Here is a 19,557-nt window from a genome sequence, read left to right as displayed (position 1 = left end):
GCCATGACTGATGTCCAGCAGGCACGGCCCACCGTGCTCTACGTTGACGATGAAGACATGGCGCGCAAGTACTTTGCGCGCGCCGTGGGCAATGAGTACGAGGTGCTGGTGGCCGCCGGCGCCGATGAAGCCATTGACATGCTGCGAGGCATGGGTGCGCGCACGGTCATCCTCGTGACCGACTTCCGCATGCCCGGGCGCGACGGCGGCGACCTGCTGCGCCAGGTGGCGGAGGAATTCCCGCAGATCGTCCGTATCCTCGTCACGGCCTATGCCGACAAGGACGTGCTGCTGCAGACGGTCAACACCGGCGAGGTGTTCCGTATCCTGGAAAAGCCGCTGAGCGTCGGCGATGTGCGCAATGTGCTGCGCCTTGCCGTGGAGCGTACACGCGAGCGGGCGCTGCGGCAGCAGCGACTGATGGCCATCGACGAGACGCTGGCCTTCCTGGCACACGAACTGAACACGCCGCTGGCGGCCATCGCCAATTTCGCGCGCGGCATCGAAGGCCGCGTGGCGGCCGGATACAGCGCACAGCGTCAGGGCGAGATCGGCCAGGCCGCCAGCGCCATGCACGACAACGCTCAATATTGCCTTGCGGTGCTGTCGTCCTTCCTGCAGTCCGTGCGCAGCAGTGCGGGCAGTGCGCCGGCGCGGCAGGAACCGGGCGCCGAGGTGAGCGCGGGTGCGCTGGTCGCGTCGCTGCTCGATACCTATCCCTTCACCGGCGACCAGCGTAGCTGGGTCCAGGTCGAGATGCACGGCGACTTCCCCGTGCAGACGCTGCCCAACTGCGTGGCGCTGGTGCTTTCCTCGGTGATGAGCAATGCATTGCGCGCGCTCGGCGACGTGGCCGCGCCGTCGCTGCGTTTTGTCGTGGTGGCGCAGCCACACCAGGAGATCCGCATCTGCGACAACGGGCCAGGCATTCCGCCCGAAGTGATGGACCGCCTGCTCGTGGATCCTGTTACCACCCACGCCGGGGCCGGCGGCAGCGGCCTCGGCATGATTTTCTGCAACCGCGTCATGCAGTCGTTTGGCGGCGGCATCCGGATCGCCTCAGCGTCCGGAGCCGGCACGACGGTGACGCTGGACTTCCCAAGTTTCAAGAATCGAATGCACAGGAGTGACCGATGAGCGAACCGAATGCCACCCAGGCACCACCCCCGGCGATTCTGTTCGTCGACGACGAGGCGACAGCCGTCAAATATTTCCAGCGCGCGATCGGTGCGTTGGCCCCTGTCGTGACCGCCGGCTCCGTGGAAGAGGGCAAGGCGCTGCTCGAGGCGCACGCCGACAGCCTGGCGGTGCTGGTGTCCGACCAGCGCATGCCGGGCGAGTACGGCAATGAGCTGCTGCGCCATGCGCGCGAGCGCTATCCGCATATTGTGCGGATCCTGACCACGGCCTATTCGGAGCTGGACCAGACCGTCGAGGCGGTCAACCAGGGGCAGATCCACCGCTACATCAAGAAGCCGTGGGACATCACCGCGCTGCGCATGGAGCTGAAGCAGGCGCTGGAAATGGCGGGCCTGCGCAAGGAGCGCGACCAGCTCGTGCGCGAGAAGCTGAGCGTGCTGCAGACGCAGACCGTGGCCACGCGCATCGGCATGGTGCACGCGCTGTGCGCGAGCCTGATCGGGCCAGGCCGTTTCCAGCCCGTGGAAACGTACCTGGCCGCCACCGAGCTGGCCGGTGCGCGCAACGCCGAGCCCGACTGGCAACGCATGGACTATGCCGACCTGGTGCGCGCCGAGAGCGAGCGTAGCGGCAGCTTCGGCCACGCTGTAGCCACGCAGCTCGCGGGTTTGCGCACGCGTTATGCGGGGCGCGGTGCCGCCGACGCGGTGCAGGTCATTGCCGAATCGCTCGGCGACAGCACCGTGCGCCGTGACGGCGAAGCCGTGGTGTGGACATCTCCGTCCGCGCTCAGCGAGTTCGTTGCCAAGCCCGTAGGCGAAGCGGTTTCGGCGCAGCATGCGACATGGCTGGCCTGCCTGCTGTGGCTGGAAGAGGCCGGCGGCGCGCTGCAACTTGTGCGCGAAGGCGAGACCATTGCCTGCCGCAACGGTGAACGCGCGGCCAGCTTCTCGACGGACCGGTTGGCGATCTGGATCGAGCGGTTTTCGGAACTGGCCTGAATGGGGGCTTCCGTCGACAGGAATTGCTGCCTTCGGGGGCATTCCCATCGGAAAGCGCGAAAGGAGCAGGATCAGCCGCCCATTCCCAGCTTCGTTTCGTAGTCCTGGCCACCGTGGAACAGGCCAGTCATGAATACCTGGTCCCCATCCACGACGAACGCGATCACGGTGCGGCCCCTGTAGTGGGTGATGCGCAAACCTGGCTGCAGGTCATCGCGCATGGTGCCCCGATGTGGAAAGGCGCCAAGGCTCTCGCAGTAGCTGACGATCGCATCCGTGTACCGCGCCGCGACCACTGGAGAGCCGGCTTCCTCGGTAATGTAGTGGAACAGATCCGCGAGCCGCTCTTCGAACTCGGGGGTAAAGATGACCTGACAGGTTCTCATCCTGTGTGGGTCTTCCTGGCAAGCTCTTCGGCCAGGCGGGTGCGGATCTCCTCGGCAGTGCGGCCTCGCGAGGGATCTGCCTTGATGGCCTGATAGGCCGGTACAACTTCTTCGCGCAGCCAGTTCTCCACGGCCCGGTCGCGTGCGAAGAGCGTGCGAAGGCCATCACGAATGACCTCGCTTTCGCTGGCGTACTCGCCACTACGCACCTTTTCCTTCACGGCGTGTGCCATTTCGGTAGGGAGTGTGACGCTTAGTTGTTGGGTGGTTCGCATGGTAGCCTCCGTGCGCAAGTAGGATTCAATCCTACTCTCGGGTCCTAGTGGCGTCCAGCTTAAGTGCCTTAAATACCGCTTTTTCGATGCAGCCAGCCAGAGGGGACTGCATGGCGCCGAACCCGGCCGAACCGTCGGCCAAAAAAAACGGGGGCATACTTGCCCCCGCGTCGATCTAGTGTGGTGGTGTTCAGGCCTGAGCCCCGTAGTTCGGATCGTCGCGATCCGTACCACCAGCCTTTTTCTCGCCCTTGACCAGGTCCTCACGCTTGACGCCGAACCACATGGCCAACGCCGCGGCGACGAACACCGACGAGTAGATACCGAACAGGATGCCGACCGTCAGCGCCAGTGCGAAGTAGTGCAGGGTAGGGCCGCCGAAGAAGAACATCGACAGCACCATCATTTCGGTCGAGCCGTGGGTAATGATGGTCCGCGACATCGTGCTGGTGATCGCGTGATCGATGACCTCGTGCGTGGTCATCTTGCGGTACTTGCGGAAGGCCTCGCGGATCCGGTCGAAGATCACGACCGACTCGTTCACCGAGTAGCCGAGCACCGCCAGGATGGCCGCTAGCACCGACAGCGAGAATTCCCACTGGAAGAACGCGAAGAAGCCCAGGATGATCACCACGTCGTGCAGGTTGGCGATGATGCCCGCCACAGCGAACTTCCACTCGAAGCGGAACGACAGGTAGATCACGATGCCGATCACCACGCACAGCAGCGCCAGCAGGCCGTCGGTAGCCAGTTCCTTGCCGACCTGTGGGCCGACGAACTCCACGCGCTGCAGCTTGACGTCAGGCGTGGCGGCCTGCAGTGCGCCCATGACCTGCTCGCTCTGCTGGGCCGAGGTGACCTGCTTGCCGTCCGGACCCTTCTGCAGCGGCAGGCGGATCATGACGTCGCGCGAGGTGCCGAAGTTCTGCACCTGCACGTCGGTATAGCCGAGCTTGCCCACCTGGCCGCGGATCTTTTCAAGATCGGCCGCCTGCTGGTAGTTGACCTCCATCACCGTGCCGCCGGTGAATTCGATCGACAGGTGCAGCCCCTTGTGCCACAGGAAGAACACGGCGGCGGCAAACGTCAGGAAGGAAATCACGTTGAAGACCAACGCGTGCTTCATGAACGGAATGTCGCGCCGGATGCGGAAGAATTCCATGATGTTGTCCTGATGATTCCGTGCTTACTTGGCGACCGGGGTGTCCGCACCCGGCTTCCAGATCTGGCCGATGGCCACGCTCTGCAGCTTCTTCTTGCGGCCGTACCAGAGGTTGACCAGGCCGCGGTTGAAGAACACCGCCGAGAACATTGAGGTCAGTATGCCCAGGCAGTGCACCACGGCAAAGCCGCGCACGGGGCCGGAGCCAAAGGCCAGTAGCGCCAGGCCGGCAATCAGCGTGGTCACGTTGGAGTCCAGGATGGTGGCCCAGGCGCGCTCGAAGCCGACGGCGATGGCCATCTGCGGCGAGGCGCCGGCGCGCAGTTCTTCGCGGATGCGTTCGTTGATCAGCACGTTGGCGTCGATGGCCATGCCCAGTACCAGGGCGATAGCCGCAATGCCCGGCAGCGTCAGCGTGGCCTGCAGCATCGACAGCACGGCTACCAGCAGCAGCAGGTTGATGCCCAGCGCCGCCACGGAGAACACGCCGAACAGCATGTAGTACAGGACCATGAATACGGCGATGGCACCGAAGCCATAGGCCACCGAGTCAAAACCCTTCTGGATGTTGTCCGCGCCCAGCGATGGGCCGATCGTGCGTTCCTCGATGATCTCCATCGGCGCGGCCAGCGAGCCGGCGCGCAGCAGCAGCGCGAGGTCGTTGGCGGCTTCGGTCGAGTAGGAACCGGTGATCTGGAAGCTCGAGCCCAGTTCGGACTGGATCGTCGCCACAGTCAGCACCTCGCCCTTGCCCTTTTCGAACAACACGATGCCCATCGGCTTGCCGATGTTCTCGCGCGAGACGTCGCGCAGCACGCGGCCGCCCTGGGCGTCGAGCTTGATGTTGACCGACGGGCGCTGGTTCTGGTCGAAGCCGGCCGAGGCGCTTTCGATGCGGTCGCCGGTGAAGATGACCTGCTTCTTCAGCACCACCGGGGCGCCGTTGCCCTGCGTGAACAGCTCGCTGCCGAACGGGATCGGGTCGCCCGGGCGCGGGTTGCGCGGCGCGTCGGGGTCGGCCAGGCGCGCTTCCAGCGTGGCGGTGCGGCCGATGATGTCCTTGGCCTTGGCGGTGTCCTGCACGCCGGGCAGCTGCACCACGATGCGGTCGGCGCCTTGCTGCTGGATCACGGGCTCGGCCACGCCGAGTTCGTTCACGCGGTTGTGCAGGGTGGTGATGTTCTGCTTGACGGCGGCGTCCTGCACGGCCTTGCGGGCGGCATCGGTGAAGGTGCCGACCACGTTGTTGCCGTCCATGGCGAAGGCCAGTTCGCGCAGGTTGTCGGCCAGGATGGCGCGTGCGCGGTTGGCGTCGTCGGCATTGTTGAAGCGCACGGTCAGGCGGTCGCCGTCGCGGTCGATGCCGCCGTGGCGGACGTTCTTGTCGCGCAGCAGGGTACGGGCATCGCCCGACAGGCTGTCGAGCTTCTTGTCGACGGCGCCCTTCATGTCCACCTGCAGCAGGAAGTGCACGCCGCCGCGCAGGTCCAGGCCCAGGTACATCGGCAGCGCGTGCATCGCGGTCAGCCAGCGCGGCGAGCCCGACAGCAGGTTCAGCGCAACCACGTAGGTCGGGTCGGCTGCGTCGGGGTTGAGCGCGCGAGACAGGACGTCCTTGGCCTTGAGTTGTTCATCGGTGGTGCGGAAGCGCGCCTTGACCGAGCCGGACTGGCCGGAAACATCGAAGAACACGCCGTCAGGCTGCAACTGGTTCTGGGCCAGGATCTCTTCCACATGCTTCTGCATGGAAAGGTCCACCTTGACCGTGGCCTTGCCCGAGGAAACCTGCACGGCAGGCGCCTCGCCGAAGAAGTTCGGCAGGGTATAGATGATGCCGATGGCCAGGGCCACCAGGATCACGAGATATTTCCAAAGCGGATAACGATTCATCTCTGGCCAGTCATTCTGCGGTTGGCGGGCCCGCCGGGGGCCTCAGGGGCACTCTGGCGGGACCGGACCGGTTGGCAAACAGCCGCCTGGCCGCCGCGAAGGGCACCTTGCGGGCCCACGGGCTGATCAGGCGGCTGCCAGGGCATGCACGGACAGGCATGCCGGAAAAGACAAAGGGCAGTGTCGCGAACGGGGATCAGAGCGACTTCAGCGAACCCTTCGGCAGCACAGTGGTCACGGCGTTCTTCTGCACGGTGACTTCCGTGCCTTCGGCGATTTCCAGGCTGACGTACTGGTCGGTCACCTTGGTCACCTTGCCCAGGATGCCGCCGGCCGTGACGACTTCGTCGTTCTTGGCAAGTGCTTCCAGCATGGCCTTGGCTTCTTTCTGGCGCTTCATCTGCGGGCGGATCATGATGAACCACAGCACCGCAAACATCAGGATGATGGGCAGGAAGCTCATCAGGCCGCCCGCGGCGCCGCCGGCACCGGCAGTCTGGGCGAATGCGTTAGAAATCAGCACGTTGATTCTCCGTCACAAAAGTCATTCAAGTAATCGACCATTCTATCACCCGTGCAAGGCCCGCCCTGGCATTCTAGGGCGGGAATCCGGGTTTGTTCGGGGTGCGTTCCGGGCGACTCGGCGCAGATGCATGCAAGACCTGCCGCTGCCCCCGGTATTCGACCGCGCCGGGCCGGAAAGTTCGGGCTCAGCGCGTGCCGCGCGCACGGTCGCTGGCGAACTGGCGGCGGAAGTCGTCGAAGCGGTGGTGTTCGATGGCCTCGCGCACCTCGCGCATGAGCTGCAGGTAGTAGTGCAGGTTGTGAATGGTGTTCAGCCTCGCGCCCAGGATCTCGCCGACGCGGTGCAGGTGGTGCAGGTAAGCGCGCGAGAAATTGCGGCAGGTGTAGCAGGCGCAGCTTTCGTCGAGCGGGCGCGGGTCGTTGCGGTGCGCGGCGTTCTTGATCTTGACGTCGCCGAAGCGCGTGAAGAGCCAGCCATTGCGCGCGTTGCGGGTCGGCATCACGCAGTCGAACATGTCGACGCCCGCGGCCACGCCTGCCACCAGATCTTCGGGCGTGCCCACGCCCATCAGGTAGTGAGGCTTGTCGGCCGGCAGGCGCGGTGCCACGTGTTCCAGCACGCGCATCATGTCTTCCTTGGGTTCGCCAACCGACAGGCCACCGATGGCGAAGCCGTGGAAGTCCAGCTCGGACAGGCCCGCCAGCGATTCGTCGCGCAGATCCTCGAACATGCCGCCCTGGACGATGCCGAACAGCGCGTTGGGGTTGGCGAGGCGCTCGAACTCGTCGCGCGAGCGCTTGGCCCACCGCAGGCTCATGCGCATCGACTTTGCGGCCTCTTCGTGCGTGGCGGGACGGCCCTCGATCTCGTACGGCGTGCATTCGTCGAACTGCATGACGATGTCGGAGTTCAGCGTGCGCTGGATCTGCATGGAGATCTCCGGCGAAAGGAACAACTTGTCGCCGTTCACCGGCGATGCGAACGTGACGCCATCTTCGGTGATCTTGCGCAGATCGCCGAGCGAAAACACCTGGAATCCGCCGGAATCGGTCAGGATCGGCTTGTCCCAGCCGATAAAGCGGTGCAGGCCCCCGTGGGTGTTCACCACGTCCAGGCCCGGACGCAGCCACAGGTGGAAGGTATTGCCGAGAATGATCTGCGCGTCGATCTCGTTCAGTTCCAGCGGCGACATGGCCTTGACCGAGCCGTAGGTGCCGACCGGCATGAAGATGGGCGTCTCGACCACGCCGTGGTTCAGGGTGACGCGGCCGCGGCGCGCGTTGCCGTCGGTGGTGATGAGTTCGAAATTGAGCATGGCGGGATTCGGTTCTGGCTTCAGGGCTTGCGCTTGTCTGGCGGATTTCACTGGCGGGTCAGGAACATCGCGTCGCCATAGCTGAAGAAACGGTAGCGCGCCTCGACCGCATGGCGGTAGGCGGCGCGGATGGCTTCCACGCCGGCCAGCGCCGACACCAGCATCAGCAGCGTCGACTTGGGCAGGTGGAAGTTGGTGATCAGGGCATCGACCAGGCGGAACTGGTAGCCCGGCGTGATGAAGATGTCGGTGTCGCCGCTGCCGGCCTCCAGCGTACCGTTCGGCTTCGCGGCCGATTCCAGCGCGCGCAGCGAAGTCGTGCCCACGGCGATGACGCGGCCGCCGCGTTCGCGCGTTTCGTGCACCGCCTGCGCTAGCGCAGGCGAGATGGAGTACCACTCCGAGTGCATCTTGTGTTCGGCCAGGTTCTCCGTGCGCACTGGCTGGAAGGTCCCGGCGCCGACGTGCAGGGTCAGGAAGGCCCGGCGCACGCCTGCTGCATCGAGGCGGGCGAACAACGCGTCGTCGAAATGCAGGCCAGCGGTGGGCGCCGCGACCGCGCCCGGGTTGCGGGCATAGACGGTTTGGTAGCGGGTTTCGTCGTAGGCGTCGGGATCGTGCGTGATATAGGGCGGCAGCGGCAGGCGGCCGTACCGCTCGATCAGGTCCAGCGCGGGTTCCGGAAAGCGCAGCGTGAAGAACTGGTCGACGCGCGGGCCAACGGTGACGGCAAAGGCGTCCTCGGCCAGGTGCAGCTGGCTGCCCTCGACGGGCGTCTTGGAAGCGCGCACCTGGGCCAGCACGGTGTGCGTATCGACCACGCGCTCGACCAGTACTTCAATCTTGCCGCCGCTGGGCTTGTGGCCGAAGAAGCGCGCCTTGATCACACGGGTGTCGTTGAAGACCAGCAGGTCTTCAGGCCTGAGGTATTCGGTAATGTCGCTGAAGGCGCGGTCGGCCAGCCGGATCGCGTCGGGCTGCTCGCCGGGCGCCAGGCGCTCGACCACCAGCAGCCGGCTGGCGCTGCGGTCGGGCAGGGCGCTCTGTGCAATCAGTTCGGGCGGCAGCGGGAAATCGAAATCGGACAGCGTCAACATGAGGACAGGCAATGCCCCGGCATGGCGCCGCGCGAAGCGGCAACCGGGATAGGTACAATCGGCGAATCCGATATTGTAAGGCTTGGGCGCCAGGCGCCGCCCGGCCCTGTGTGATACCCCTTATTTCCCCGCCTGCCCGACCGCCGATGCCCGGAACCGCCCCCGAACCGACCCAGGACAAAGCCGAAGCCCCTGACTCAGCGCCGTCTGCAAAGGGCAAGGCCGCGGGCAAGGACGGCAAGCCGTCGTCCGCGGTCGCGCGGCTGGCCAAGATGGGCCTGCGTCGCAGCGTCGACCTCGTGCTGCACCTGCCGATGCGCTACGAGGACGAGACCACGCTGATGCCGATCGCCGAAGCGATCCGCCGCGCCGGGCTCGGCCAGCCCGCGCAGGTCGAGGGCGAGGTCATCTCCAACGAGGTCACCTTCCGCCCGCGCCGCCAACTGGTGGTGAAGATTACCGACGAGAGCGGCGAGCTGACGCTGCGGTTCCTGAATTTCTACGGCAGCCAGACCAAGCAGATGGCCGAAGGCGTGCGCCTGCGCGTACGTGGCGACGTCCGCGGCGGCTTCTTCGGGGCCGAGATGGTGCACCCGACGGTGCGCCCGGTAGCGCCGGACGAGCCTTTGCCGGACCGGCTCACGCCGGTCTATCCGGCCACGGCCGGCATCTCGCAGGCCTATCTGCGCAAGGCGATCTCCGGCGCGCTGTCACGCACGCCTCTGCCCGAGACGCTGCCCGCGGCCGTGCTGCAGGGCCCGCTTGCAAAGCTGAAGCTGCGCCCGCTCGCCGAATGCCTGCGCCTGCTGCACACCCCGCCGCCGCAGGAGAGCGAGGCCGCGCTGGCCGACCGCTCGCATCCGGCCTGGCAGCGCATCAAGTTCGACGAACTGCTGGCGCAACAGATCTCGCTGCGGCGCGCGCACGAAGCGCGCCGCGAGAAGAACGCGCCTTCCATGCCGCGGCGCGAAGGCGGCTTGTTGGCGCGGTTCCTGGCAGCGCTGCCGTTCCGCCTGACCGGCGCGCAGCAGCGCGTGGTTGAAGAAATTGCAGCCGACATGACCGCGCAGCACCCGATGCACCGGCTGCTGCAGGGCGATGTGGGCAGCGGCAAGACCATCGTGGCGGCACTGGCCGCGTGCCAGGCCATCGATGCCGGCTACCAGGCCGCGATCATGGCGCCGACCGAAATCCTGGCCGAGCAGCACTACCGCAAGCTGTCGGCGTGGTTCGAACCGCTCGGCGTGCAGGTGGTCTGGCTCGCCGGCAGCCTCAAGGCGCGCGAGAAACGCGAGGCGGTGGCGCGCGTGGAATCGGGGGAGGCCCGGCTCGCGATCGGCACGCACGCGCTGATCCAGGACACTGTGCGCTTTGCCCGGCTGGGCCTTTCGGTGGTGGACGAGCAGCACCGCTTCGGCGTGGCGCAGCGGCTGGCGCTGCGCGGCAAGGCCGGCGGCGTGGAGCCGGCCCAGCCCGCGCCGGACACCGTCCCGCACCAGCTCATGATGTCGGCCACGCCCATCCCGCGCACGCTGGCCATGACGTACTACGCGGACCTTGACGTGTCGGTGATCGACGAACTGCCGCCGGGCCGCACGCCGATCGTCACGCGCCTGGTCAACGACGAGCGCCGCGACGAGGTGATCGGGCGCATTCACCATGCCGCCGCCGAGGGCCGGCAGGTCTACTGGGTCTGCCCGCTGATCGAGGAAAGCGAGGCGCTACAGCTGCAGACCGCCGTGGAGACCTATGAAACACTGGTTGCCGCGTTGCCAGACCTGCGCGTTGGGCTGGTCCACGGCCGCCTGCCGCCGGCCGAGAAGGCGGCCGTGATGGACGACTTCAGCGCCAACCGCCTGCAGGTGCTCGTGGCCACCACGGTGATTGAAGTGGGCGTGGACGTGCCCAATGCCTCGCTGATGGTGATCGAGCATGCCGAGCGCTTTGGCCTGGCACAGCTCCACCAGTTGCGTGGGCGCGTGGGGCGGGGCACCACCGAGTCGGTTTGCCTGCTGATGTACCAGGCGCCGCTGTCGCCCACCGCGCGCGAGCGGCTGGCCACCATGCGCGAGACGACCGACGGCTTCGAGATTGCGCGGCGCGACCTGGAGATCCGCGGTCCCGGCGAATTCCTCGGCGCGCGCCAGTCTGGCGAAGCCATGCTGCGCTTTGCTGACTTGAACTCCGATGCATGGCTGGTCGAGTACGCGCAGGAGGCTGCGCAGCTCATGCTGGCGCACTTTCCCGAGGCCGTGGAAGCGCACCTGTCGCGCTGGCTGGGCGGGCGCGAGCATTACCTGAAGGCCTGAACGGCCGGCGATCTTCACGTTTTGGTGCCCTATGCGCCGCATTCGTGCAGTGTTCTGACAGATTCCGGAATCGAAGGTAAAATCTATCGCCTACCGCAAATTGATTAGTCATGACGCTCACTGAACTGAAGTACATCGTCGCCGTGGCGCGGGAGCGCCATTTCGGCCGTGCTGCCGAGGCCTGCTTCGTGTCGCAGCCCACTTTGTCAGTGGCGATCAAGAAGCTGGAAGACGAACTCAACGTGCAGATCTTCGAGCGCGGCACCTCGGAGGTGTCCGTGACTGCCGTGGGCGAGCAGATCGTGGCCCAGGCCCAGCGCGTGCTCGAACAGACCATGGCTATCCGAGAGATCGCCAAGCAGGGCAAGGACCCGCTGGCCGGTCCGCTGCGTGTGGGCGTGATCTACACCATCGGGCCCTACCTGCTGCCGGCGCTGGTCAAGCAGATGATCGGGGCCGTGCCGCAGATGCCGCTGATGCTGCAGGAAAACTACACGGTCAAGCTGATCGAGCTGCTCAAGCAGGGCGAGATCGACTGCGCCATCATGGCCGAACCGTTTGCCGATTCCGGCCTCACGGTGCGCCCGCTCTATGACGAGCCTTTCGTCGTGGCGGTGCCGCGCGGGCACCAGCTTGCCGAGGTGAGCCACGTCGATCCGGACGAACTGAAACAGCAGACCATGCTGCTGCTCGGCAGCGGCCATTGCTTCCGCGACCACGTGCTGGGTGTGTGCCCGGAGCTGTCGCGCTTCTCGCAGGCCTCGGACGGCATCCAGAAGACGTTCGAGGGCTCCTCGCTCGAAACCATCCGCCATATGGTCGCCAGCGGCGTGGGCATTACCGTGCTGCCGCGCACCTCGGTGCCGGACATGAAGGCCAAGGGCGACATGCTGGCCTACGTGCCGTTCGCCGACCCGGTGCCGGACCGCCGCGTGGTGCTGGCCTGGCGCAAGAGTTTTACCCGCCTGCCCGCCATGGAGGCACTGGCCAGCGCGGTGGCGGCGTGCGAGTTGCCAGGCGTGCGGAAGCTCAATGCCAAGGAGTTGGCCAAGGCGGCCTGACCGCTTTCTTCATGCCGTGAATCGAGGGTTGCCATGAGCAGCCCTTTTTTATTGTTCGACGAGTTGTGGAAGCCGGGGGATGGATGGCGTGTTCGTTCCTGGCACCGCCACCATGATGGCCGGGCTGGCTCGGGGTTTGTCCGGACTTGCAGGGTAGTGCAATAATGTCGGGGCTATGCCGCATGGCCGGGCCCGGCCCAGTCGTGCGGCAATCCTCGTGCTTTCCCAGAATGGAGCGTACTTACCATGGCAAAGAAGAATGAGATGAGCGTGAATATCGGCATCTCCGACAAGGACCGCAAGAAGATCGCGGAAGGCCTGTCCAAGCTGCTGGCCGACACTTACACCCTCTACCTCAAGACCCACAACTTCCACTGGAACGTGACGGGCCCCATGTTCAACACGCTGCATCTGATGTTCGAGACGCAGTACAACGAGCTGGCGCTGGCCGTCGACTCCATCGCCGAGCGTATCCGCGCACTGGGCTACCCGGCCCCGGGCACCTACAAGGAATATGCACGCCTGTCGTCGATCCAGGAAGAAGAGGGCGTGCCGGAGGCCACCGAGATGATCCGCAAGCTCGTCGAAGGCCAGGAAGCCGTGGTGCGCACCGCGCGCTCGATCTTCCCGCTGGTCGATGCCGCCAGCGACGAACCGTCGGCGGACCTGCTGACCCAGCGCATGCAGACGCACGAAAAGACCGCGTGGATGTTGCGCTCGATGCTGGCCTGATGGCGGCCTGACTGCCATGCCGGCCCGACGCGCCGCAACCGTTCCGGCTGCGGCGCGTTTTCGTTCGGTGCCTCACTGCGCGCTGAACTCGTGTCCCTCCGATTTCTCCTGCCCCCGCTGCTGCCGTGCTGCTTTCCCGTCCCCGAGCTCCCATGTCTGAACGCCTCGCCCTGTATGCGCGCCTGGTGCGCATCGACAAGCCCATCGGCACGCTGCTGCTGCTGTGGCCCACGCTGTGGGCGCTGTGGATGGCAGCGGGCGGTCCGCCGGCTCTGGGCATCTTCTGCATCTTTTTTGTCGGCACGTTCCTGATGCGCTCCGCGGGCTGTGCGATCAACGACTACGCCGACCGCGACTTCGACAAGCACGTCAAGCGCACGAAGGAACGGCCGCTGACAGCGGGCAAGATCGCGGCATGGGAGGCGCTGGCGGTGGCGGCGGTACTGGCGCTGCTGGCGTTCGCGCTGATCCTGCCGTTGAACAGCCTGACCAAGTGGCTAGCGGTGGTGGCTGCCGTGGTGGCGGGCACGTATCCGTTCTTCAAGCGCTTCTTCGCGATCCCGCAGGCTTACCTGGGCATCGCGTTCGGCTTCGGCATCCCGATGGCGTTCGCGGCCGTGCAGGATCAGGTGCCGCTGGTGGCGTGGGTGATGCTCCTGGCCAACGTGTTCTGGGCGGTTGCCTATGACACGGCCTATGCGATGGTGGATCGCGACGATGACCTACTGATCGGTATCAAGACTTCGGCCATCACGTTCGGTCGCTTCGACGTGGCTGCGATCATGCTGTGCTACGCGGCCTTTCTGGGGCTGATGGGCTGGGCAGGCGTGATGCTGTCGCTAGGCTGGCCGTATTGGGTGGGGCTGGCCGCGGCGGCGGTCTGTGCCGGCTATCACTACACGCTGATCCGGGACCGCGACCGCATGCGCTGTTTTGCGGCATTCCGCCACAATAACTGGCTGGGGGCTTGTGTGTTTGCGGGAACGGCGCTGGCCTACGCGATCCGCTAGGTTTTCTCCCCTCTCCCGCTTGCGGGAGAGGGGAGCAGGCCAGTCGCATGGCAGGCGCCTGTCGCATCAAACCGAACGCCTGCTCAATCCTTCCCGAACTCCTCCCCCATCTCCTTCCCACGCGCCGCCGCCGCCCGCATGGCACGCACGAAGGCATCGCCAATACCAGCGCTTTCCATGGCAGTCAGCGCGGCATACGTCGTGCCGCCCTTCGACGTCACCCGTTCGCGCAGCGTGGCCACCGGTTCCGGCGACTGGCCGGCCAGCGTGGCGGCGCCCAGGAAAGTCTGCACGGCCAGTTCACGGCCTTGCTGCGCGCTCAGGCCGAGTTCCGTGGCGGCGCGTTCCATCGCTTCGATGAAATAGAAGACATAGGCCGGGCCGCTGCCCGAAATGGCGGTAACGGCGTCGATCTGGTCGTCGCCATCGACCCATGCGCACTTGCCCACGGCTTCGGCCACGGCGGTGGCAATCGCACGGTCCTGCTGCGACAGCCCGGCCGGAGCAGTCAGTCCCGTCATGCCCATGCCCGACAGCGCCGGCGTATTCGGCATGGCGCGCACCAGCCGAGTGCTGCCGCCCAGCCAGCGCTGCATGTCCTGCAGGCGGATGCCAGCAGCCACGCTGATGACGAGATTGCCGGCGCCGGTTCCCGGCAGATGCGGCAGCAGGCTGGCCGCGGCTTCGCGGAACTGCTGCGGCTTGACGGCCAGCACCAGCACGTCGGACGCGCCGAAGGCTGCGTCCGGCGCGCCGGACGCATGCACGCCCAGGTCGCGCGCCAGGCGCTGCTGCGCGTCGGGGAACGGGTCGACCACGCGGATCGAACCGGCGGGCACGCCGCGCGCGATCAGGCCGCCGATCAGGGCGGTGGCCATGTTGCCGCCACCAAGGAAGCCGAAGGTCAGGGTTTCGAGCATGTCAGTCTCAGGCTGGAATGGAATAGGGAAATGCTGCCGCAGCGGCGCTCACGTGCGTACACCGAAGATGGCCGTGCCGATGCGCACGATGGTGGCGCCTTCGGCGATGGCGGCGTCCATGTCGCCCGACATGCCCATCGACAGGGTGTCGAGCGGCAGCCCTGCTGCGCGCAGCGACTGCAACAGGGTGCGCATCGCGGCGAACGGCTGGCGCTGCGCGGCTGGATCGGTGGCCGGCTCGGGAATCGCCATCAGCCCGCGCAGGCGCAGCCCGGGGAGGGCGGCCACGGCGCGGGCCAGTTCCGGCACCTCGTCGGGGGCCACGCCGCTCTTGCTCGCTTCATCGCTGATATTCACCTGGAGGCAGACCTGCAGCGGCGCCATGCCGGCCGGGCGCTGGTCCGACAGCCGCTGCGCGATCCTGAGCCGGTCGATCGCGTGCACCCAGTCGAAATGCTCGGCTACCAGCCGTGTCTTGTTGCTCTGCAGCGGCCCGATGAAATGCCACGCGATCTGGCTGCGCAGGTCGGCCAGAGCGATGATCTTTTCCACGCCTTCCTGCACGTAGTTTTCACCAAAAGCGCGTTGCCCGGCCTCGAATGCCTCGCGCACGATGCCCGGCGAGACGGTCTTGGAAACGGCCAGCAGCGCCACGTCTTCCGGTGCCCTTCCGGCTTGTTGTGCCGCCGCCGCGATGCCGCGGTGCACAGCTTGCAAGTTGGCGGCAATTACAGACATAATCCGGCGGACATACAGAAGAAGTAAAAAGAAGTACGAAAAGTACTAACAACGATTATTCGGGTGGGGTCATTATAGATGGACATCGCGCAGCTATTGGCTTTCGCAGTCAAGAACAAGGCGTCCGATCTGCACCTCTCGGCGGACATGCCGCCGATGGTGCGTATTCACGGCGACATGCGGCGCATCAACGTCGCCCCCATGGCGCACAAGGATGTCCACGCCATGGTGTACGACATCATGAGCGACTCCCAGCGCAAGACCTACGAAGAACGGCTGGAAATCGATTTCTCGTTTGAAATCGCCGGCCTGTCGCGTTTCCGGGTCAATGCCTATAACACGCAGCGCGGTGCGGCCGCGGTGTTCCGTACGATTCCCTCGAAGGTTCTCACGCTCGAAGAATTGCGCGCGCCGGCGGTATTCGCCGACCTGTGCATGAAGCCGCGCGGCCTGGTGCTGGTAACCGGGCCGACCGGCTCGGGCAAATCCACCACGCTGGCGGCAATGGTGGACCACCGCAACGAAAACGACATGGGCCACATCCTCACGGTGGAGGACCCGATCGAATTCGTCCACAACTCCAAGAAGAGCCTGATCAACCAGCGCGAACTGGGTCCGCACACGCACTCGTTCGCCAATGCGCTGCGCTCCGCGCTGCGTGAAGATCCGGACGTGATCCTGGTGGGTGAGTTGCGCGACCTCGAAACCATCCGCCTGGCGCTGACCGCCGCCGAAACCGGCCACCTGGTCTTCGGCACGCTGCACACGAGCTCCGCGGCCAAGACCATCGACCGTGTGGTCGATGTGTTCCCGCCCGAAGAGAAGGACATGGTGCGCACCATGCTGTCCGAATCGCTGGAGGCGGTGATCTCGCAGACGCTGCTCAAGACGCGCGATGGCAACGGCCGTACCGCCGCGCACGAGATCATGATCGCCACGCCCGCGATCCGCCACCTGATCCGCGAGAACAAGATCGCGCAGATGTACTCGATGATGCAGACCAGCAGCGGGCTGGGCATGCAGACCCTGGACCAGTGCCTGTCGGACCTGATCAAGCGCAGCCTGATCAGCTACAGCGACGCGCGGGCCATCGCCAAGAACCCCGACGCCTTCATGGGCTGAGGCCCGCGCCGTGCCGTCCGGCCGCGCCATCCGGGCGGTCGCTTCTACGCAGGACCATGCCATGCTCGATCGCGAATCCACCGCCAAGTACATCAACGACCTGCTCGAGCTCATGGTGAGCAATCGCGGGTCGGACCTGTTCATTACTTCTGACTTCCCGCCGGCCATCAAGGTCGACGGCAAGATCACGCCCGTCTCGCAGCAGCCGCTCAACCCCACGCAGGCCCTGGGCCTGGTGCGCTCGATCATGAACGAGCGCCAGGTCAAGGAGTTCGACGACAGCCGCGAATGCAATTTTGCGATCTCCGCGCCCAAGGCCGGCCGCTTCCGCGTGTCGGCGTTCATCCAGCAGGGCAAGGCCGGCATGGTGGTGCGGACCATCAACACGCGCATTCCGTCGGTGGCGGACCTGGACCTGCCGCCAACGCTGCATGAGATCGTCATGTCCAAGCGTGGCCTGGTGATCGTGACCGGCGCCACGGGCTCGGGCAAGTCGACCACGCTGGCGGCGATGCTGGACCACCGCAACGCGCACTCCTATGGCCACATCATCACCATCGAGGACCCGATCGAATACGTGCATGCGCACCAGAACTGCGTCGTCACGCAGCGCGAGGTGGGCATCGACACCGAGTCCTGGCACATTGCGCTGAAGAACACGCTGCGCCAGGCGCCCGACGTGATCCTGATCGGCGAAATCCGCGACCGAGAGACCATGGAATACGCGATGCAGTACGCGGAAACCGGCCACCTGTGCCTGGCCACGCTGCACGCCAACAACGCCAACCAGGCCATCGACCGCATCGTCAACTTCTTCCCCGAGGAAAAGCGCCAGCAGCTGCTGATCGACCTGTCGCTGAACCTGAAGGCCATGATCTCGCAGCGCCTGCTGCCGCGTGCGGGCCGCAAGGGCCGCGTGCCGGCCGTGGAAATCATGATCGGCACGCCGCTGGTGGCCGACCTGATCTTCAAGGGCGAGATCCATGAACTCAAGGAAGTGATCAAGAAATCGCGCGAGCAGGGCATGATTTCCTTCGACCAGGCGTTGTTCGACTTGCACGAAAGCGGCAAGATCACGTACGAGGACGCGCTGCGCAATGCCGATTCGCTCAACGACCTGCGGCTGATGATCAAGCTGCACAGTGCCACCAGGAAGGAATCCGACCTGGGTGCAGGCACCGAGCACCTGAATGTGATCTGATCCGCGCGGCCCGCGTCCGGTCCAGGAGCCAAGTCCGCCATGAGCAATGTCTACCAGTTCGAAGCCAACTCCCTTGCCGGGCAGCCGGTGCCGCTGTCGCAGTTTCGCGGCAAGGTGCTGCTGATCGTCAACACCGCCAGTGAATGCGGCTTTACGCCGCAATATGCGGGCCTGCAGGCGCTGCACGACGCCTATGCCGCGCGCGGGCTGGAGGTGCTCGGCTTCCCGTGCAACCAGTTCGGCAAGCAGGAGCCCGGCGACGCGCAGCAGATCGGCCAGTTCTGCGAATCGCGCTTCGGCGTCACGTTCCCGATGTTTGCCAAGATCGACGTGAACGGCCCCGATGCGCATCCGCTGTACCAGTGGCTGACAAGCGAGAGGCGCGGCGTGCTCGGCACGCAGGCCATCAAGTGGAATTTCACCAAGTTCCTGTTGCGGCGCGATGGCACGGTCTACAAGCGCTACGGGTCGATGACCAAGCCGGAAGAGATCCGCGCGGACATCGAGATGCTGATGGCCGACCCCGCCGCCTGACACTATGTTCCACTGGCCCGCACCGCGCGCAGGAAGCCATTGAGCGAGCGGTCCGGCGTTTCGTGGAAATGGTCGTCGAGCATGCGGATCGCGCGGCAGCGGTCCAGCCGGAAGCTGCGATAGTCGGTGCGTGTCGTGCACCATGCCGCCAGCAGCCAGGCATTGCCCCAGAAGAACAGTCCCAGCGGCTGCACCACGCGTTCGGTAATGCGCTGTTCGGCGTCGCAATAGTCGAGCAGCAGCAGCTTCTGCGCGCCCAGCGCGCCGTGCACGACGTCGAACGCTTCGCGCACCTGCGCGCGGTTGACATACTCCGGCGCGAACACGCGGCTTTGCTGCGCGGCCAGCCGGCGCGGCGGCGGCAGCGCGGCCATCAGCTTTTCCAGAGCGGGATCGGCCGCGGCGGCCAGCGCGCCGCCGCCCCAGGCCTTGAGCAGGCGCAGGCCGGCTACCAGCGCTTCGACTTCGAGTGATGTGAACATCAGCGGCGGTACATCGAAGTCTGCACGCAGGCGGTAACCGATGCCGGCCTCTCCCTCGACCGGCACGCCCGACAGCGACAGCGCCTGGATGTCACGGTAGACGGTGCGCTCGGACACGCCGAGCCGCTGCGCGAGCAGTGCCGCCGTGGTCAGGCGGCGTCCGCGCAGGACCTGGACGATCTGGAACAGGCGGTCGGCGCGGCGGCTCATCGGTCCTCGGGGTGGCAGGCCTCAGCCCGTGAAGGGCTCGTGCAGGCCGATGCGGTTGCCTTCGCTGTCGGCGATATGTGCGATGCGGCCGATGTCGCCGGGCAACTGCAGCGGACCGAACACAGTCTTGCCGCCGGCATGGGCTACGCGCTGCAGCAGGGCATCGAGCCCAGGCGCATGCAGGTAGGGCAACGGACCGTAGTGCTGGCTGGGCCGGTAGTCCTCGCCAGCCACCAGCGCACCGCCCGGGTCGGGGTTCGGGAACACCGCCATATCGACCTGGCTCATGGTTTCGCGCCTGAGTGTCGTTTCGAATACCTGCTCGTAGAAGTGGATCGCACGCTTCATATCGACAACGGGGATTTCCAGCCAGTTGATCAGGCCATTGCTCATGATGGACTCCTTGGTCATGGGGAAAGGAGTCCACATCTTGCGCGGGGGCTGCT

20 protein-coding genes are annotated in these 19,557 nt (G+C 65.7%); 9 read left to right on the top strand and 11 right to left on the bottom strand.

The annotated features are described in order from the left end of the window. Positions 1–3 precede the first annotated feature (3 nt). Together LDO29_RS16130 and LDO29_RS16125 are read left to right on the top strand one after the other, a co-directional pair. Positions 4–1,137, top strand: coding sequence for a hybrid sensor histidine kinase/response regulator (locus tag LDO29_RS16130; RefSeq protein WP_224080793.1), 1,134 nt, complete (start codon positions 4–6; stop codon positions 1,135–1,137). Then, a complete protein-coding gene (locus LDO29_RS16125; protein WP_224080792.1) occupies positions 1,134–2,141 on the top strand; it encodes a response regulator in 1,008 nt (335 codons plus the stop codon). The genes LDO29_RS16130 and LDO29_RS16125 overlap by 4 nt, the downstream gene beginning before the upstream one ends. A gap of 71 nt (positions 2,142–2,212) precedes the next feature. Here LDO29_RS16125 and LDO29_RS16120 read toward each other — a convergent pair whose 3' ends face one another. From LDO29_RS16120 to queA, 7 genes are all read right to left on the bottom strand, one after another. Further along, entirely contained in the window at positions 2,213–2,527 is a 315-nt protein-coding gene (locus LDO29_RS16120) for a type II toxin-antitoxin system RelE/ParE family toxin (protein ID WP_224080791.1), read from the bottom strand. Beyond that, positions 2,524–2,802, bottom strand: a complete 279-nt coding sequence (locus LDO29_RS16115; RefSeq protein WP_224080790.1) for a ribbon-helix-helix domain-containing protein — start codon at positions 2,800–2,802, stop codon at positions 2,524–2,526. The genes LDO29_RS16120 and LDO29_RS16115 overlap by 4 nt, the downstream gene beginning before the upstream one ends. Positions 2,803–2,992: 190 nt before the next feature. Then, on the bottom strand, positions 2,993–3,964 hold the full coding sequence (gene secF, locus LDO29_RS16110; protein WP_224080789.1) for a protein translocase subunit SecF: 972 nt from the start codon (positions 3,962–3,964) through the stop codon (positions 2,993–2,995). A 24-nt stretch (positions 3,965–3,988) separates the two neighbouring features. Further along, a complete protein-coding gene (secD, locus tag LDO29_RS16105) occupies positions 3,989–5,854 on the bottom strand; it encodes a protein translocase subunit SecD (RefSeq protein WP_224080788.1) in 1,866 nt (621 codons plus the stop codon). A gap of 196 nt (positions 5,855–6,050) precedes the next feature. Further along, positions 6,051–6,377: a preprotein translocase subunit YajC gene (yajC, locus tag LDO29_RS16100; protein ID WP_224080787.1), complete on the bottom strand. Its 327-nt coding sequence runs from the start codon at positions 6,375–6,377 to the stop codon at positions 6,051–6,053. A 187-nt stretch (positions 6,378–6,564) separates the two neighbouring features. After that, positions 6,565–7,695: a tRNA guanosine(34) transglycosylase Tgt gene (tgt, locus tag LDO29_RS16095; RefSeq protein WP_224080786.1), complete on the bottom strand. Its 1,131-nt coding sequence runs from the start codon at positions 7,693–7,695 to the stop codon at positions 6,565–6,567. A gap of 47 nt (positions 7,696–7,742) precedes the next feature. Then, entirely contained in the window at positions 7,743–8,792 is a 1,050-nt protein-coding gene (gene queA, locus LDO29_RS16090; RefSeq protein WP_224080785.1) for a tRNA preQ1(34) S-adenosylmethionine ribosyltransferase-isomerase QueA, read from the bottom strand. 146 nt (positions 8,793–8,938) lie between these two features. Here queA and recG point away from each other — a divergent pair, with 146 nt between their 5' ends. The 4 genes from recG (at position 8,939) to ubiA (ending at position 13,904) form a co-directional block, all read left to right on the top strand. After that, positions 8,939–11,101, top strand: a complete 2,163-nt coding sequence (recG, locus tag LDO29_RS16085) for an ATP-dependent DNA helicase RecG (RefSeq protein ID WP_224080784.1) — start codon at positions 8,939–8,941, stop codon at positions 11,099–11,101. Between the two features lie 110 nt (positions 11,102–11,211). Then, the gene (locus LDO29_RS16080) at positions 11,212–12,162 is read left to right on the top strand and encodes a LysR substrate-binding domain-containing protein (RefSeq protein ID WP_224080783.1); all 951 of its coding nucleotides are present in this window, start codon (positions 11,212–11,214) and stop codon (positions 12,160–12,162) included. A gap of 246 nt (positions 12,163–12,408) precedes the next feature. After that, entirely contained in the window at positions 12,409–12,894 is a 486-nt protein-coding gene (locus LDO29_RS16075; protein ID WP_011298950.1) for a Dps family protein, read from the top strand. Between the two features lie 152 nt (positions 12,895–13,046). Next, positions 13,047–13,904, top strand: coding sequence for a 4-hydroxybenzoate octaprenyltransferase (ubiA, locus tag LDO29_RS16070; RefSeq protein WP_224080782.1), 858 nt, complete (start codon positions 13,047–13,049; stop codon positions 13,902–13,904). Between the two features lie 83 nt (positions 13,905–13,987). Here ubiA and proC read toward each other — a convergent pair whose 3' ends face one another. Then, on the bottom strand, positions 13,988–14,824 hold the full coding sequence (proC, locus tag LDO29_RS16065) for a pyrroline-5-carboxylate reductase (protein ID WP_224080781.1): 837 nt from the start codon (positions 14,822–14,824) through the stop codon (positions 13,988–13,990). Positions 14,825–14,872: 48 nt separating this feature from the next. After that, positions 14,873–15,562, bottom strand: a complete 690-nt coding sequence (locus tag LDO29_RS16060) for a YggS family pyridoxal phosphate-dependent enzyme (RefSeq protein WP_224080780.1) — start codon at positions 15,560–15,562, stop codon at positions 14,873–14,875. 78 nt (positions 15,563–15,640) lie between these two features. Here LDO29_RS16060 and LDO29_RS16055 point away from each other — a divergent pair, with 78 nt between their 5' ends. The 3 genes from LDO29_RS16055 to LDO29_RS16045 all read left to right on the top strand — a co-directional run bounded on the left by LDO29_RS16055 (position 15,641) and on the right by LDO29_RS16045 (position 18,419). After that, positions 15,641–16,684 carry a type IV pilus twitching motility protein PilT gene (locus LDO29_RS16055; RefSeq protein ID WP_224080779.1) on the top strand — a complete coding sequence of 348 codons (1,044 nt, stop codon included), beginning with the start codon at positions 15,641–15,643 and terminating at the stop codon, positions 16,682–16,684. A 61-nt stretch (positions 16,685–16,745) separates the two neighbouring features. Then, a complete protein-coding gene (locus tag LDO29_RS16050; RefSeq protein WP_224080778.1) occupies positions 16,746–17,885 on the top strand; it encodes a PilT/PilU family type 4a pilus ATPase in 1,140 nt (379 codons plus the stop codon). Positions 17,886–17,924: 39 nt separating this feature from the next. Continuing rightward, positions 17,925–18,419 carry a glutathione peroxidase gene (locus LDO29_RS16045; protein ID WP_224080777.1) on the top strand — a complete coding sequence of 165 codons (495 nt, stop codon included), beginning with the start codon at positions 17,925–17,927 and terminating at the stop codon, positions 18,417–18,419. Between the two features lie 2 nt (positions 18,420–18,421). On the opposite strand, the gene LDO29_RS16040 is transcribed toward LDO29_RS16045, so the two are convergent. Then, on the bottom strand, positions 18,422–19,111 hold the full coding sequence (locus LDO29_RS16040) for a helix-turn-helix transcriptional regulator (protein ID WP_224080776.1): 690 nt from the start codon (positions 19,109–19,111) through the stop codon (positions 18,422–18,424). 21 nt (positions 19,112–19,132) lie between these two features. Continuing rightward, positions 19,133–19,504, bottom strand: coding sequence for a VOC family protein (locus LDO29_RS16035; RefSeq protein ID WP_224080775.1), 372 nt, complete (start codon positions 19,502–19,504; stop codon positions 19,133–19,135). Between the last annotated feature and the right edge of the window lie 53 nt (positions 19,505–19,557).

Source organism: Cupriavidus laharis, from assembly GCF_914271435.1.
GTDB lineage: Bacteria > Pseudomonadota > Gammaproteobacteria > Burkholderiales > Burkholderiaceae > Cupriavidus > Cupriavidus laharis.
The sequence above is the reverse complement of the archived record's forward strand: the minus strand, read 5'-3'. Positions and strand labels throughout refer to the sequence as shown.

Bases quoted from the DNA above. Each gene is read 5' to 3' on its own strand.
- LDO29_RS16130 (WP_224080793.1), top strand. From the start codon at position 4: ATGACTGATGTCCAGCAGGCACGGCCCACCGTGCTCTACGTTGACGAT.
- LDO29_RS16125 (WP_224080792.1), top strand. From the start codon at position 1,134: ATGAGCGAACCGAATGCCACCCAGGCACCACCCCCGGCGATTCTGTTC.
- LDO29_RS16120 (WP_224080791.1), bottom strand. From the start codon at position 2,527: ATGAGAACCTGTCAGGTCATCTTTACCCCCGAGTTCGAAGAGCGGCTC.
- LDO29_RS16115 (WP_224080790.1), bottom strand. From the start codon at position 2,802: ATGCGAACCACCCAACAACTAAGCGTCACACTCCCTACCGAAATGGCA.
- secF (WP_224080789.1), bottom strand. From the start codon at position 3,964: ATGGAATTCTTCCGCATCCGGCGCGACATTCCGTTCATGAAGCACGCG.
- secD (WP_224080788.1), bottom strand. From the start codon at position 5,854: ATGAATCGTTATCCGCTTTGGAAATATCTCGTGATCCTGGTGGCCCTG.
- tgt (WP_224080786.1), bottom strand. From the start codon at position 7,695: ATGCTCAATTTCGAACTCATCACCACCGACGGCAACGCGCGCCGCGGC.
- queA (WP_224080785.1), bottom strand. From the start codon at position 8,792: ATGTTGACGCTGTCCGATTTCGATTTCCCGCTGCCGCCCGAACTGATT.
- recG (WP_224080784.1), top strand. From the start codon at position 8,939: ATGCCCGGAACCGCCCCCGAACCGACCCAGGACAAAGCCGAAGCCCCT.
- LDO29_RS16080 (WP_224080783.1), top strand. From the start codon at position 11,212: ATGACGCTCACTGAACTGAAGTACATCGTCGCCGTGGCGCGGGAGCGC.
- LDO29_RS16075 (WP_011298950.1), top strand. From the start codon at position 12,409: ATGGCAAAGAAGAATGAGATGAGCGTGAATATCGGCATCTCCGACAAG.
- ubiA (WP_224080782.1), top strand. From the start codon at position 13,047: ATGTCTGAACGCCTCGCCCTGTATGCGCGCCTGGTGCGCATCGACAAG.
- proC (WP_224080781.1), bottom strand. From the start codon at position 14,824: ATGCTCGAAACCCTGACCTTCGGCTTCCTTGGTGGCGGCAACATGGCC.
- LDO29_RS16060 (WP_224080780.1), bottom strand. From the start codon at position 15,562: ATGTCTGTAATTGCCGCCAACTTGCAAGCTGTGCACCGCGGCATCGCG.
- LDO29_RS16055 (WP_224080779.1), top strand. From the start codon at position 15,641: ATGGACATCGCGCAGCTATTGGCTTTCGCAGTCAAGAACAAGGCGTCC.
- LDO29_RS16050 (WP_224080778.1), top strand. From the start codon at position 16,746: ATGCTCGATCGCGAATCCACCGCCAAGTACATCAACGACCTGCTCGAG.
- LDO29_RS16045 (WP_224080777.1), top strand. From the start codon at position 17,925: ATGAGCAATGTCTACCAGTTCGAAGCCAACTCCCTTGCCGGGCAGCCG.
- LDO29_RS16040 (WP_224080776.1), bottom strand. From the start codon at position 19,111: ATGAGCCGCCGCGCCGACCGCCTGTTCCAGATCGTCCAGGTCCTGCGC.
- LDO29_RS16035 (WP_224080775.1), bottom strand. From the start codon at position 19,504: ATGAGCAATGGCCTGATCAACTGGCTGGAAATCCCCGTTGTCGATATG.